Origin of the sequence: uncultured Photobacterium sp. (assembly GCF_947039875.1) — a bacterium.
Classification (GTDB): domain Bacteria; phylum Pseudomonadota; class Gammaproteobacteria; order Enterobacterales; family Vibrionaceae; genus Photobacterium.
In genome coordinates this window covers 1-14,317 of record NZ_CAMRAN010000069.1, presented here as the reverse complement: position 1 = coordinate 14,317, position 14,317 = coordinate 1, and the positions used below count along the sequence as shown (strand labels likewise).

Annotated in this window: 13 protein-coding genes; 1 reads left to right on the top strand and 12 read right to left on the bottom strand. The window is 41.2% G+C overall.

What is annotated here, in order from left to right:
* Positions 1-21 precede the first annotated feature (21 nt).
* The 7 genes from rodA to leuS all read right to left on the bottom strand — a co-directional run bounded on the left by rodA (position 22) and on the right by leuS (position 8,515).
* Positions 22-1,143 carry a rod shape-determining protein RodA gene (rodA, locus tag Q0V26_RS16910; protein WP_297485963.1) on the bottom strand — a complete coding sequence of 374 codons (1,122 nt, stop codon included), beginning with the start codon at positions 1,141-1,143 and terminating at the stop codon, positions 22-24.
* Complete coding sequence (gene mrdA, locus Q0V26_RS16905; protein WP_297485959.1) at positions 1,143-3,098, bottom strand: penicillin-binding protein 2; 1,956 nt, start codon at positions 3,096-3,098, stop codon at positions 1,143-1,145. Before mrdA ends, rodA begins: the two co-directional genes overlap by 1 nt.
* Positions 3,099-3,104: 6 nt before the next feature.
* Positions 3,105-3,575 (bottom strand): 23S rRNA (pseudouridine(1915)-N(3))-methyltransferase RlmH, encoded by a 471-nt coding sequence (gene rlmH, locus Q0V26_RS16900; protein ID WP_061000179.1) that lies wholly within the window; start codon positions 3,573-3,575, stop codon positions 3,105-3,107.
* A 6-nt stretch (positions 3,576-3,581) separates the two neighbouring features.
* A complete protein-coding gene (rsfS, locus tag Q0V26_RS16895) occupies positions 3,582-3,899 on the bottom strand; it encodes a ribosome silencing factor (RefSeq protein ID WP_297485954.1) in 318 nt (105 codons plus the stop codon).
* A 222-nt stretch (positions 3,900-4,121) separates the two neighbouring features.
* Entirely contained in the window at positions 4,122-5,150 is a 1,029-nt protein-coding gene (gene holA, locus Q0V26_RS16890) for a DNA polymerase III subunit delta (RefSeq protein WP_297485951.1), read from the bottom strand.
* Positions 5,147-5,800, bottom strand: a complete 654-nt coding sequence (gene lptE, locus Q0V26_RS16885) for an LPS assembly lipoprotein LptE (RefSeq protein WP_297485948.1) — start codon at positions 5,798-5,800, stop codon at positions 5,147-5,149. Before lptE ends, holA begins: the two co-directional genes overlap by 4 nt.
* A 141-nt stretch (positions 5,801-5,941) precedes the next feature.
* On the bottom strand, positions 5,942-8,515 hold the full coding sequence (gene leuS / locus Q0V26_RS16880; RefSeq protein ID WP_297485945.1) for a leucine--tRNA ligase: 2,574 nt from the start codon (positions 8,513-8,515) through the stop codon (positions 5,942-5,944).
* A gap of 169 nt (positions 8,516-8,684) precedes the next feature.
* Between leuS and Q0V26_RS16875 the strand changes: the two genes are divergently transcribed.
* The gene (locus tag Q0V26_RS16875; RefSeq protein WP_297485941.1) at positions 8,685-9,254 is read left to right on the top strand and encodes a hypothetical protein; all 570 of its coding nucleotides are present in this window, start codon (positions 8,685-8,687) and stop codon (positions 9,252-9,254) included.
* Between the two features lie 84 nt (positions 9,255-9,338).
* On the opposite strand, the gene Q0V26_RS16870 is transcribed toward Q0V26_RS16875, so the two are convergent.
* The 5 genes from Q0V26_RS16870 to Q0V26_RS16850 all read right to left on the bottom strand — a co-directional run bounded on the left by Q0V26_RS16870 (position 9,339) and on the right by Q0V26_RS16850 (position 14,300).
* The gene (locus Q0V26_RS16870) at positions 9,339-10,106 is read right to left on the bottom strand and encodes a lipid-binding SYLF domain-containing protein (protein WP_297485938.1); all 768 of its coding nucleotides are present in this window, start codon (positions 10,104-10,106) and stop codon (positions 9,339-9,341) included.
* Positions 10,107-10,229: 123 nt separating this feature from the next.
* Positions 10,230-11,783, bottom strand: coding sequence for an apolipoprotein N-acyltransferase (gene lnt, locus Q0V26_RS16865; protein ID WP_297485935.1), 1,554 nt, complete (start codon positions 11,781-11,783; stop codon positions 10,230-10,232).
* 3 nt (positions 11,784-11,786) lie between these two features.
* Complete coding sequence (gene corC / locus Q0V26_RS16860) at positions 11,787-12,659, bottom strand: CNNM family magnesium/cobalt transport protein CorC (RefSeq protein WP_080158114.1); 873 nt, start codon at positions 12,657-12,659, stop codon at positions 11,787-11,789.
* An 82-nt stretch (positions 12,660-12,741) separates the two neighbouring features.
* On the bottom strand, positions 12,742-13,203 hold the full coding sequence (gene ybeY / locus Q0V26_RS16855; RefSeq protein WP_297485931.1) for an rRNA maturation RNase YbeY: 462 nt from the start codon (positions 13,201-13,203) through the stop codon (positions 12,742-12,744).
* Complete coding sequence (locus Q0V26_RS16850) at positions 13,203-14,300, bottom strand: PhoH family protein (protein ID WP_297485966.1); 1,098 nt, start codon at positions 14,298-14,300, stop codon at positions 13,203-13,205. The genes ybeY and Q0V26_RS16850 overlap by 1 nt, the downstream gene beginning before the upstream one ends.
* Positions 14,301-14,317 lie beyond the last annotated feature (17 nt).

Sequence of the window (14,317 nt, the reverse complement as noted above, 5' to 3'; positions counted from 1 at the left end):
TACAAATAGTGAACGCATTTATTAGGTCGCCTTAGACAACATTTTTCGATGAGTGTGAATAGACATTAGAATACCAAAACCAGCCATGAGAGTAACCATTGAGGTTCCACCATAACTGACTAAAGGAAGTGGTACACCTACAACGGGTAATAGGCCACTTACCATTCCGATATTAACAAAAATATAAACAAAAAAACTGAGCACGATACTGCCCGCCATCATACGCCCAAACGCGGTTTGAGCTCTGCTTGCAAGTAATAATCCTCGTCCTAGCACAAATAGATACATTATTAATAAACCAATAACACCCATTAATCCCCATTCTTCGCCAATTACCGCAAAAATGAAGTCAGTATTACGTTCAGGAACAAATTCTAATTGTGATTGAGTACCATGAAGCCAACCTTTACCTGTGATTCCTCCTGAACCAATGGCTATTTTTGATTGGATTATATGGTATCCCGCACCTAAAGGATCAGATTCGGGATTAAATAAGGTCATTACGCGAGTACGTTGGTAATCATGCATTAAGAAGAACCATAACACAGGAATAAAGGCCCCGAGTAATATCAATGCACCAATTATTAATCGCCAGCTAATTCCTGACAGAAACAGAACAAATATCCCAGATGCGGCAATCAAAATTGAGGTACCGAGGTCTGGTTGTTTGGCAATTAGGATCGTTGGAGTGAAAATTAAGACTAGTGCAATAAAGATATTGGTAAACGTGGGGGGCAGTGGGCGATTACCTATAAATCGCGCTACCATTAATGGCACTGCAAGTTTGATTAATTCAGAAGGTTGAAATCGAATAAAGCCTAAGTTAAGCCATCGTTGTGCGCCTTTAGATACTTCACCAAATGTAAGTACACTAATGAGCAGTATTAGCCCAATACCAAATAAATAAGGAGCCCATGCTTCGTAATGACGCGGTGCAATTTGGGCAAGCGCAAACATTACTCCAAGTGACAGTAGCATTCGCATTGCTTGGCGTTCCATCATCGGCATGCTTTGACCACTGGCACTGTACATGATCACTAAAGAGAAACACATAATCACTAATAAGCCAAGTAATAACGGAATATCAATATGTAAGCGATCACTTATGCTTGGTTTTTCGCCTGTTGTTGCCATTATACTCATTAACGTGCTTCCGCAGTGGCTTTTATTGGTACCGCCAATTGTAAAGGGGGCTTGGCTGGTGGCTCAATTAACATATGATCAAATATTTTTCGAGCAATCGGGCCACCATTGGTTGAACCACCACCGGCATTTTCTAATACCATTGATACAACAACTTGTGGTTTTTCAAATGGTGCAAATGCTGTAAATAAGGCATGGTCTCGTAGATGCTCTTCTAATTCATCTGCATTATATTTTTGGTTTTCAGCTAAACCAAATACCTGTGCCGAACCTGATTTCCCTCCCGCTTGATAAGGGGTGTTGTAAAATGCTTTGCGTGCAGTGCCTCGGTGACCATAAAGCACGCGGTGCATACCTTCACGAGCAATTTCCCATGTTTTAGGATCTACACCAGTGATCGGTGGAAAGTTTTCAAATTTAGCAGGTGCTTCTACTTTATCATCAATAATATTTTTCAGTAGATGTGGGCGGTGTACGACGCCACTATTCACCAGTACAGAAGTGGCTTTGGCTATTTGTAATGGTGTAGCTGTCCAATAACCTTGGCCGATACCGACAGGAATAGTATCACCTTGATACCATGGACGTTTGTGGCGGGTTTGTTTCCATTCACGGGTTGGCATATTGGCTTTGCTTTCTTCATGAATATCAATACCAGTGTACACACCATAACCAAATTTATTCATCCATGTTGAAAGACGATCAATACCTAGATCGTAAGCCACTTGATAGAAGTAAGTATCTACTGACTCTTCAATAGCTTTATAAATATTGACTCGACCATGACCCCAACGTAACCAGTCACGGAATTTACGACTCGTTGAGTTAGGAATTTGCCACCAACCGGGATCATTACGAGTTGTATTGGGCGTGATCACCCCTTCAGTTAATGCCGCAACGGCAATTAATGGTTTAACGGTTGATGCTGGTGGATAAATGCCAAGCGTAACCCTATTCACTAATGGGCGATCTGGATTATTGAGCAATGCATTGTATTTTTTGCTCGAAATGCCACGTACAAACAAATTAGGATCGTAACTAGGGCTTGATACCATGGCTAAAATAGCATCATCTTTAGGATCCAAGACGACAATAGAGCCACGCTTATGCTTAATGATTTCTTTGCCTGTTTCAGGATCTGTTTTACGCTCAGTTAATAGATTCTGAACATATTGCTGTAGTTTAATATCAATATTGATCTTGATATCTTTACCTGGAATTGGCGGAATATATTTTAGCGTTCGAATAATGCGTCCGCGACTATTGACCTCAACTTTTTGATAGCCAGAGGTACCATGTAATAGCTCTTCATAGTAGCGTTCAACACCTAATTTACCCATATCTCGAGTGGCTTTGTAATTACTGAGCTTTCCCGATTTATCTAGTTTTTTAAGGTCACGATCGTTAATTTTAGCGACATAACCTAAGACGTGGGTGAGAGTATCACCGTAAGGGTAATAGCGTTTTAAGTGTGCTTTTACTTCTACACCAGGTAAGCGATGTTGATTAACAGAAAATAGTGCAACTTGCTTTTCATTGAGGTGATCAAGAATAGGAACAGACTTAAAACGACGGGTACGACGACGTTCTTTTTGGAAATTAGCAATATCTTCGTCAGTAATACCCATGATCTGTTTGAGATCGGCAAAAGTCTGATCGAGCTCAGAGACTTTTTCTAGGGTAATTTCAAGGCTGTAAATGGGTCTGTTTTCGGCCAATATTACCCCGTTACGGTCATAAATTAAGCCGCGGTTCGGCGTAACTGGAATAATTTTAATGCGATTATCATTTGAACGGGTTTGATAGTCCTGATGTTGTTCAATCTGAATATGGAACAGGTTAAACAGCAGCAGGCCTACAAGTATTGCAATACCAATAAATGAGACAAGAGCTCGACGAAAAAATAAGGCCGACTCAGCACGATGATCGCGGATCTGGGTTCGCTTTTGTCTCATTTATGTTTATTCCCTATGATACGGATGGTTAGCCGTGACACTCCATGCACGGTATAAGCTTTCTGCCATTACCACGCGCACCAATGGGTGTGGTAAAGTCAATGGTGATAATGACCAACTTTGTTCTGCCGCTGCTTTACATGCAGGAGAAAGTCCTTCAGGTCCGCCAATTAAAATTGATACATCGCGTCCATCTAGTTTCCATGCATCCAATTGTTGTGCCAATTGCCCTGTATCCCAGCGTTTACCGGGAATATCTAGTGTGACAATTCGGTTGCCTTTAGCAACTGCAGCTAACATGGCCTCGCCTTCTTTTTGTAGAATGCGAGGAATATCAGCGTTTTTGCCACGCTTTCCTGCTGAAATTTCAATTAATTCCAGAGGCATATCTTTTGGGAAGCGGCGGCTATATTCTTTATAACCTTCCTCGACCCATTTAGGCATTTTAGTACCAACAGCAATCAGTTGAAGCTTCATGGTCAATTAGCTCCAAAGCTTCTCCAGTTGGTATAGCTCACGCGCATCTTCTTGCATGATATGTAGCATAACATTGCCCATATCAACAATAACCCATTGACCTTCTTTTTCACCACTGATGCCGAACGGAGGAAAATCAACTAATTTAGATTCTTTATTTACGTGATCTGCAACAGATACCACGTGACGGTTAGATGTACCAGTACAGATAACCATAAAATCGGTGATGCTTGATTTACCGCGAACATCAATAGTTACGATATCTTGTGCTTTAATGTCGTCAATTTTATCAACAATGAAATCGTGTAGTTCTTGAACCTGCAAAGGGATTCCCTCACTTGAGTGTTAGTATAGTATTGGCCGAATGACGCTATAACTAGCATCAATAATATCAAATAGACATACTGACCATGAATTGTGCCGCAGTATACCACGCTCTTATCAGACAGCGATAAGCGGACAAGGTTCCAACGGTATTTTTTCGCATGTTTGTTTAGTGATTTTGTTCAAATAGACCAAAAGTCGCGATTTTGACCTGTATTAAGATTAATTTAATGGCTGTAAATGGGTTGATATGCCACACATCTCCGCACATAAACAACTCAAGTCTGGCCATGGTTGAGTGTCATAGTCGGTTTTTACCTGAATTTCCAGTAATGTTAGCTGGCGAATGATAGTGACTAAGGTGGTGAGAGGCAGTCGATGTAAAGCCCCAATGTACATTTCTCGTCGGTTTTGCCATACTCTAAATTGTTCAAAAATGAGATTTAAAGGCGTGCCTTTTTTACCCATTTCTTGCATTTTATACAGTTGAGTTAATTCTCGCTGTAATGTTCGTAGTAAAATAGTCGCTTCAACACCTTCAGCTTGTAACTGACGCAATATTCGTTGGCTACGTTTAGCTTGTCCTGCTAATAGTGCATCAATTAATTGAAATGGCGTGTAGTGATTATGGCGGCTTAATGCTGCTTGTAATCGTACGATGGTGAGTATGCCATCGGGATACAAGAGTACTAATTTATGCAAACTTTGCGATAGTGCCAATAAATTACCTTCATGCCATTGTGCTAGCATTTGTACCGATTCATGATCGGGTTTTAAGCCTAATTGTTGACAACGACCTTGAATAAAACGCGGCATTTGACGTGGGTCTGGGGTGTTGCAAGGCACATACAGACCAATATTATCCAGCGCTTTAAACCATTTGGTGCTTTCTTGTTTTTTATTGATTCTAGGACCTGTGAGAATCAATAAAATATCAAGATTTAGTGTCGCTATCACTTCTAGTAATGCTTTGGCTTGGTTGGCATTTAATCCCGTTTCAGCAATTTCAAGCTCGATAATTTGTTGCGCTGAAAATAAGCTCATGGCATTGCAGCAATCTAATACTGCATTCCAATCAATACTATTATCGATAGTAAAACTATGTCGTTCAAGAAAGCCTTGCTGGTGGGCGATCTGCTTAATGTTATCGCCCGCTTCTTGTTTTAATAATAGCTCATTACCAAACAGTAAATAAGCCTGACGCAGGCCCTTTGTTAGCTGCTGCGTCAGTTGTTCTGGGTAGACTCTCATTGTGCGTTATTATCTTGTTTTTTATATATCACTGCGGGTGTTGTGGTGATTGTGGTTGTACTACCATCTTTAATCGAGACTTTTTGATTATGCAAAATCTGGTTTAATTCAGAATTAAGTTTGTCTTCTTCCATTTTATTAAACACAGTGGTTAGACGCGCCAGTTTACGCATGATTTGTTGCGCCGCTTGTTCACGCATCACATTGACTAATTCATCACGTTCTACTGATTTTGCGAGTGCTGAAAGTGGGTTATCTAAGAAAGTACGGGTAACTTTAGTACTAAACTGTTCAATACCTTGATTAGGAATAGTCACAGTGTAGTTAACCGTCAACGTTAAATCGTATTCTGCTTTACCGTTATTTTGATATAGCGATAACGTACTGTCGCCAGTTGATTCACTGGTGATATTAAGGTTAGGTACGGTTGCTGCTGGTTTTACTTCTTCAATGCCATGTAGTTTAAATTGGTATTTTACCATACGAGTTAATTGGCCGTAGGGGTCAAAACTGGTTAACGATAGCTTGGCAATGCCTTCTGGTAGCATGTAGTTGCCACGAAGATGAAAGCCACAAGAAGCTGTTGTAAGCGCGAGAAGAGTGATGATAAGTAGTCGAGTTAGGCTGTTGGCCGAGAAAAAACTTTTCACGAAAGTCAGCTCCTTGAAAGAAAAGAAGGTGCGCTGGGCGCAAAATTAAATATGACCATAATTATAAAGATCCCCGCAGAAGCGGGGATCTTTAAGGTACTTGTCTTTATTAGGCGAGCTAACAAAGAAAAGTAACCTTGATTAGTTTGCTACGATGTTTAGCAGTTTACCTGGTACATAAATAACTTTACGTACAGTGTTGCCATCAGTGAATCGAGTTACGCCATCATCAGCCATTGCTAACGCTTCTACTTGCTCTTTGGTTGCGTCTGCCGCTACCGTTAATTTAGCACGTAGTTTACCGTTAACTTGTACAATGATCAGTTTTTCATCTTCAACTAATGCTGCTGCATCTGCTTGTGGCCATACAGCATGGTCAATGTCTGTTTGGCCCAATGCTTGCCACATTTCAAAACAGATATGCGGTGTCATTGGGTAAAGCATAGTAACAATAGCTTTTAGTGCTTCATCAAGAATAGCACGATCTTGTACTGATTCTTGTGGCGCTTTCGCTAACTTGTTCATTAATTCCATGATTGCAGCAATGGCAGTATTGAATGTCTGACGACGACCAATATCATCACTTACTTTAGCAATGGTTTTATGAATGTCACGACGAAGTGCTTTTTGATCGCTGTTTAATGCTGCTGTATCTACTGATTCAGCTTGACCTTTTTCAGCATGTTCACGCACAAGTTTCCATACACGTTTAAGGAAGCGGTTTGCACCTTCAACGCCAGATTCTTGCCATTCCAGCGTCATATCTGCTGGTGATGCGAACATCATAAATAAACGTACGGTATCTGCACCGTATTTGTCTACCATTTCTTGTGGGTCGATACCGTTGTTTTTGGACTTAGACATTTTGATCATGCCCGAGTGTTCAACGTTATGGCCTTTAGAATCAACCGCTGTTGTGATACGACCTTTGCCATCACGTTCAACCGTTACATCTGTTGGTGCAACCCACTCTTTACCACCTTTATCTGTGGTGTAGAAGAAGGCATCTGCTAATACCATGCCTTGACATAGTAGTTGCTTAAACGGTTCGTCAGAGGTTACGTAACCTGCATCACGAAGTAATTTGTGGAAGAAACGTGAGTACAATAGGTGCATACATGCGTGTTCAATACCACCAACATATTGATCAACCGGTAGCCAGTAGTTCGCCTTAGCTGGATCTAGAATATCATCCGCTTGTGGCGAACAGTAACGTGCGTAGTACCAAGATGATTCCATGAAGGTGTCAAAGGTATCTGTTTCACGTAGTGCTGGTTCGCCGTTAAAGGTAGTTTTAGCCCACTCTAGATCCGCTTTAATTGGGCTTGTTACGCCATCCATTACCACGTCTTCTGGAAGAATAACTGGTAGTTGATCGGCAGCGACTGGATGTACTTGACCATCTTCAGTCGTTACCATTGGGATTGGTGCACCCCAGTAACGTTGACGTGAAACACCCCAGTCACGAAGACGGAAGTTAACCGTCTTCTTGCCTTTACCTTCCGTTTCAAGTTTTGCTGCAATGGCATCAAACGCTTGTTGGAAGTTTAGGCCGTCAAATTCACCAGAATTAAACAATACACCTTTGTCAGTGAATGCAGCTTCAGAGAGATCAAATTCGCTATCGTCTTCTGGCTTAATAACAGCCATGATGTCGATGTTGTATTTGGTTGCAAACTCAAAGTCACGTTGATCGTGAGCAGGAACCGCCATTACAGCGCCTGTGCCGTAATCCATTAATACGAAGTTAGCAACGTAGACAGGTACTTCACGACCATCTAGTGGGTGGATAGCTGTAAAGCCGGTATCCATGCCTTTCTTTTCCATTGTTGCCAGTTCAGCTTCAGCAACTTTGGTGTTACGGCATTCATCGATAAATGTTGCTAGAGCAGGGTTGTTTTCAGCCGCTTTTGCAGCCAGTGGGTGACCTGCTGCAATGCTAACAAATGTCACACCCATTAGGGTATCTGGACGGGTGGTGTAAACTTCTAAATCGTTTTGACCTTTAACGTTAAATGTTAATTCAACACCTTCAGAACGGCCGATCCAGTTACGCTGCATGGTTTTCACCATTTCAGGCCAACCATCAAGAGTATCAAGATCGTCAAGTAGCTCTTGTGCGTATTCAGTAATTTTAATGAACCACTGTGGAATCTCTTTTTGTTCAACAGGGGTATCACAACGCCAACAACAACCGTCTTCTACTTGCTCATTTGCAAGTACAGTTTGGTCGTTAGGACACCAGTTCACAGAAGATGTCTTCTTGTAAACTAGGCCTTTGTTATACAGTTTAGTGAAGAACTCTTGTTCCCAACGGTAGTACTCAGGAGTACAGGTTGCGAATTCACGGCTCCAATCGTAACCAAAACCTAATAGTTTAAGTTGGTTCTTCATGTACTCGATATTTTCGTATGTCCAAGGCGCAGGCGCAGTGTTATTTTTTACTGCTGCGTTCTCTGCTGGCAGGCCAAATGCATCCCAACCAATTGGCTGCATAACATTTTTGCCTTGTAAGCGCTGGTAGCGAGAGATAACATCACCGATAGTGTAGTTACGCACGTGACCCATGTGCAAGCGACCACTTGGGTACGGGAACATGGACAGACAGTAGAATTTTTCTTTATTAGGGTCTTCACTAACAACAAAGGTCTTATTGTTATCCCAATGTTCTTGAACTTTTTGTTCAATGTCCTGTGGACGATATTGTTCTTGCATCGATGACATCCAGAATTTTGTGAGTTTAATACAAACACATTCATTGTAATCGACATAGGATAACCAAAGGTAAAGGTGTCAACAATAGCTGATAGCGATTCGGCGACCTTAATCTTACATTTGGCCGTAATTACGTAATTATTTCGCACATTGGCGGAGGATTAATCCCATGACTAAGCAACAAAAGCATTATGAAGCAGTATTAGAAAAAGTAACTGAAGCGCTTAAGCATAGTCCAGAAGAGCTAAAGAAGTTTTTTAGAATGACCGAGCTTTACGGTAAAGCTGCCAGTGATATGACCAAAGATGAGCTGGCATTGATCGAAGCGTATATCAAAAGTGATCTTAAAACGACCGAGCTTTATGGTAAAGCAGCCAGTGATATGACCAAAGATGAATTGTCATTAGTTGAAGCTTATGTCAAAAGTGATTTAAAAACCTTTACTGAAGAAGTGAAAAATAGCTCAGAACCCTTCAGTGAAAGTCCATTTTATAAATTAGTCAGTGAAAGTATTTGGAAGAATTTAGCGGAGATCACTGATAAAACGCAATTAGAGTGGATTGAAGTGATGGATGATATTCAGCATAAAGGTATTTATCAGGCGGGTGAGCTTGTTGGCTTGGGTAACCTTGTGTGTGAACAATGTGGCCATACTGAAATGATCACCCATGTTACTCGTATTGAACCATGCGTTAAATGTGGTTGTAAGCATTTCACACGTTTACCATTAAATCCATAAATAACCCTGAACGTTATTTTAATGTGAATTAAAACGCAGCCATATGAGGGCTGCGTTTTTATTTGTGAATACCGAAACTATTAATTAATAGTCTGGTTTTTCAATGGTATCAACGATAACAGCAGAATTTTCAGGTTTAATGGTATCGGCTGGTTTTTGCATTGGTTGTGATTGTTGATATTGTCTTTGCTTTGGTTGAGGTACCGTGGAAGACTGCTTATATTTTTTATTAAACGTCGGCAGAATATCATTGTAGCCTTTGATCTGACGAGTAGCCGCTGTCATTGGTTCGTAAGTGAATTTTTGTCCTGCTAATGATGCTTCAATCATGGCACCACCTTTAGTGTGAGTGAAAATAGCAACACCATTAATGTAGCTTTGCGTTAGGTAATCACTACCCGCATTCATCCCCGCACCTGCGGTTCCTATTTTTGCTGAAGCACCTTCCGTTAAGGCAACTGCTGACGCTTGAGCATCTAATTCGAATCCGCCATCAATGAAGCGATCATAAGCACGTTTATCTTGGAAAAATAAAATCTCGCTAAAAGCTTGGCCACCGAATTGGAGCCCGATAGATACTTGATAAAGCTTAGCAAATCCCATTGCTTGATTGGCTTTAAATACCACGCCTGAGCCATAAGCCCCGCCGATCCAAAAGCCACCTTTACCTATTGATGGAAAAACGACATACCCATAAGCCGAATGGAAAAAAGGTTGTGTTTGTGGGGATTTATAAAAAAGTGCTAATGCATCTTTGGTGTCATTTTGTTGTTCTTGAGCAAGCACTTGTGCTGAGAGCATCAACATTAATAATGAACACAAAGTAGTAAAAATTTTATGTGTTGTTTTCATTTATTGTTCCTTATCTCGCCGTAGGTGGTTGATACCTGCGGAATTGCGATTGTTATTGACCTATGAAATTACAATAAACTAACCGTAAAAAAAAAGGTGAAGTTATTAGCTTCACCTTATAGTTTATTCTTTTTCTGTTAGACATACGTCACAAAAAAGTCCGTGTTTACGTCGAATAAGTAGCCAAGATAATGCTAACGCCCATAAACAGTAACCGTATAATGGCCAACTGCCTAAAGTAGTATATGGTGTCATTCCAATGGTTGGGATCACTTTATCTTTTAAAACACCTGTTACAAATTGTGGTAATTCTTTGGTGATGTGACCATTATGGTCAACCACGGCAGTAATACCAGTATTTGTGCCACGTAATAACGGCTTACCAAACTCAAGCGCCCGCATTTGGGCAATTTCCATATGTTGGAAGGGCCCGATTGAGCGCCCAAACCAAGCATCATTAGAAAGCGTGAGCAGTAACTCGGTTTTTTTGGTGATGTTTTCACGAATTTGCTCACCAAACGCAATCTCATAACACAAAGCAGGTGCAATTGAATAGCCATGCGCTTGAATATTCGGTTGAATATAAGCACCTCGACTAAATGATGACATCGGCAGATTAAAGAACGGTGCTAGTGGACGAAGAATACTAGCAAAAGGTACAAATTCACCAAAAGGTAATAGGTGATGCTTAGTGTAACGAGTGGCTGTATTGTAGTTATACGATCCATCAGCATCAACACCCAGCGTCAAAATATTATTGAAAAACTCACCATCAGCTTTTTGATCTAAAATACCTGTGATCACAGTGCTGTTATTGGCACGTGCTGCGGCATCTAGATTTTGTAAGAAGGTTGGAATATCTTCCTCAAGTGCTGGAATCGCAGCTTCTGGCCATATAATTAAATCTGAATCCCAATTATCACGGGTGAGATCCATATATTTCATTAAGGTTGGCCAGCGATGACTAGGTAGCCACTTTTCTTCTTGTGAAATATTACCTTGAATTAAAGCAACACTAACACTGTGCTTAGGATCGGGTTTTACCCACTGCGGAATACCCGCTAATACGGCTAATATTACCACTAACACCGCAACCATGAATGGACGCCAGTTACGGTAGTAGAGGGTCGCAGTAATCGATCCCGAGATGAGCACTAATGCGAGGGTGATCCCTTCGACACCAAAAATGGGTGCGAAGTGTGCCAATGGCGTATTAAGCTGGCTGTATCCCATCCATAGCCAAGGAAAGCCAGTAAAGAGCCAACCACGGATCCAGTCAAGTACCAACCAAATAACAGGGCCAGATAGCAGTAATTGGTGCAAAGGACGTTGGCGGTTAAAGCGATTAAATAAATAGCCAAATAACGCTGGATATAACGCTAAATAGCTAATTAATAAAAACATTAAGAGCATGCTGGCAATTTTAGGCATACCACCAAAGGTATCAATGCTGACATGTACCCAGCTGATACCGGTACCAAACATGCCTAGACCATAAAAAAAGCCAATCAGTGCTGAACGTTTAGGAGATTGTTTCTGTAATAAAAGGAAAAACAGAATCAGTGTTAATGGGGCGATAAATGCGTAGTCATAAGGAGCAAAAGACAAGGTTGCAATCGCACCCGCAGGGACAGCTGCAAGCAACTGTCCCAATGAGATGAGTGTTTTTTTTGTCATCATTTACGGAGTAATGGTAGGTTGAAATGCTTCGTCCGGTACAGTTACTTGTAACTGGATAACACGGCGGTTATCAGACGAGGTCACTTTAAAAGAATAACCATTAACTTCAACAACTTCACCGCGTGATGGCAGGTGACCAAAACTCATCATAACTAAGCCGCCGACAGTATCGACTTCTTCGTCACAAAATGAGGTATGGAACAGTTCATTGAAATCTTCAATGGTTGTTAGGGCTTTGACCGCGTAAGTATGCTTACTTAATTGACGAACTTCTTGCTCTTCTTCGTCGTCGAATTCATCTTCGATTTCGCCAACAATTTGCTCAAGAATGTCTTCAATAGTGATAACACCAGATACACCACCAAACTCATCAACCACAATTGCCATGTGGTAACGCTCTTCGCGGAATTCTTTTAATAGTCGATCAACGCGCTTACTTTCTGGCACTACAACGGCAGGGCGTAATACTTTGTCGATATCAAAAGGTTCACTATCAGGCAATAAATAACGCAGTAAGTCTTTGGCTAATAAAATGCCTTCAACATGGTCTTTATCATCACTGATAACAGGGTAGCGAGAGTGCTGAGCTTCAACAATTAAATCAATAAGATCTTCTAGCTTCTGAGAACGCTCGATAGTTGTCATTTGTGAACGTGGGATCATAATGTCACGTACACGCATTTCAGCAATTTCCATTACACCTTCAAGCATGTCTCGAGTGTCATGGTCTATCAAATCGTTTTCTTCCGAATCACGGAATACTTCAACTAATTCTTCACGGTTTTGTGGTTCGCCTTGGAAAAATTGGCCAATACGTTCAAAGAAGGACTTTCTACTCGGACCTTCAGTTGTTGGAGAGTTATCTTCGTTCATTATTTACTTTATCAACTAAGTGGACATTGCCACGGAAATGCGGCTTGGTTTAGTAAACCGCGGAATATTCGTTGGTATGTTACTACTTTTCAGAAATGTAAGGGTCGACAAAACCCATGTTTTGCATGATTTCAGTCTCTAATGCTTCCATTTCTTCTGCTTCATCATCTTCGATATGATCATAACCTAGCAGATGCAGACTGCCGTGTACAACCATATGTGCCCAATGTGCATTAAGCGGTTTTTGTTGTTCAATGGCTTCCGCTTCGACAACTTGACGACAAATAATTAAATCGCCAAGTAAATTCATTTCGATTTCAGGTGGTGCTTCAAATGGAAAAGAAAGTACGTTTGTTGGTCGATCTTTGCCACGGTACTCAAGGTTGAGTGCATGACTTTCTTGCTCGTCAACTAATCGAATAGTGACTTCAGCATCGGCCTGAAATGGGATGACTGCGGCATTTAGCCATTGTTGAAATTCAGCTTCAGTCGGTAATCCAGTTTCGTCTGCTGTTGCAAGTTGTAGATCAAGATAAATCGCCATTAGTTACTCTTTTGTGATTCAATTTTAGCGGCAGTCGCAACGGCGAATAAGGCGGCATCTTTGGCGTCTTGTTCTGTACGACGACGTTGTTCTGCTTGTTTGCGTTGTTTTTGATCATCACTTTCCCAAATTTCATAAGCTTGAACAATGCGTGCGACAACAGGATGGCGTACAACATCATTAGCTAAGAAAAAGTTAAAGCTAATTTCTTCAACATTCGATAATACTTCAACCGCATGACGTAAACCTGAACGTGCGCCACGCGGCAAATCGATTTGAGTGACATCTCCAGTGATGACGGCGCGCGAATTAAAGCCAATACGGGTTAAGAACATTTTCATTTGTTCTACAGTGGTATTTTGGCTCTCATCTAAAATAATAAAAGCATCGTTCAGTGTTCGACCGCGCATATAAGCCAACGGTGCGACTTCAATCACATTGCGCTCAATCAGCTTTTCTACCCGTTCAAAACCAAGCATTTCAAACAAAGCATCATAAAGTGGGCGTAGATATGGGTCGACTTTCTGGCTTAAATCGCCAGGTAAGAACCCTAGCTTTTCACCCGCTTCAACCGCTGGACGAGTCAGCAGAATACGGCGCACTTCTTGACGCTCAAGGGCATCAATGGCAGCTGCAACTGCAAGGTAGGTTTTACCTGTACCTGCAGGGCCAATACCAAAGGTAATATCATGGGTTACGATATTGGCAATGTATTGGGCTTGGTTTGGCGTGCGTGGTTTTATGATCCCTTTTTTAGTTTTGATATGGATTTCTTTACCAAAAGGGATGCTCGTTTCTACGGTTTGCTCTAAGACGCCAGAAGCTTTGATCGCTAGATGAAGTTGGTCGGGTTCAATATCTGGAATATTGTTATGTACAGGAGCCGTATCAACGTATAAATCTTTAATGATATTGGTGGCAACATCAGCGGTATGTGGTTGACCCACAATGCTAAAATGGTTGCTGCGATGATTGATTTCAACACCTAAACGACGTTCTAGTTGTTTAATGTTGTCGTCGAAAGGACCACAAAGGCTGGAAAGACGCTGGTTATCAGCAGGTTCCAGATCAAATTCTACAGTAATTATCTTGCTCAAGGTTTGCCTCTCATTGA

Excerpts from the sequence above, each read along its gene's own strand:
- mrdA (WP_297485959.1), bottom strand. The coding sequence starts at position 3,098 with ATGAGACAAAAGCGAACCCAGATCCGCGATCATCGTGCTGAGTCGGCC.
- lnt (WP_297485935.1), bottom strand. The coding sequence starts at position 11,783 with ATGACAAAAAAAACACTCATCTCATTGGGACAGTTGCTTGCAGCTGTC.
- ybeY (WP_297485931.1), bottom strand. The coding sequence starts at position 13,203 with ATGGCGATTTATCTTGATCTACAACTTGCAACAGCAGACGAAACTGGA.
- holA (WP_297485951.1), bottom strand. The coding sequence starts at position 5,150 with ATGAGAGTCTACCCAGAACAACTGACGCAGCAGCTAACAAAGGGCCTG.
- rlmH (WP_061000179.1), bottom strand. The coding sequence starts at position 3,575 with ATGAAGCTTCAACTGATTGCTGTTGGTACTAAAATGCCTAAATGGGTC.
- rodA (WP_297485963.1), bottom strand. The coding sequence starts at position 1,143 with ATGAGTATAATGGCAACAACAGGCGAAAAACCAAGCATAAGTGATCGC.
- Q0V26_RS16875 (WP_297485941.1), top strand. The coding sequence starts at position 8,685 with ATGACTAAGCAACAAAAGCATTATGAAGCAGTATTAGAAAAAGTAACT.
- leuS (WP_297485945.1), bottom strand. The coding sequence starts at position 8,515 with ATGCAAGAACAATATCGTCCACAGGACATTGAACAAAAAGTTCAAGAA.
- Q0V26_RS16870 (WP_297485938.1), bottom strand. The coding sequence starts at position 10,106 with ATGAAAACAACACATAAAATTTTTACTACTTTGTGTTCATTATTAATG.
- corC (WP_080158114.1), bottom strand. The coding sequence starts at position 12,659 with ATGAACGAAGATAACTCTCCAACAACTGAAGGTCCGAGTAGAAAGTCC.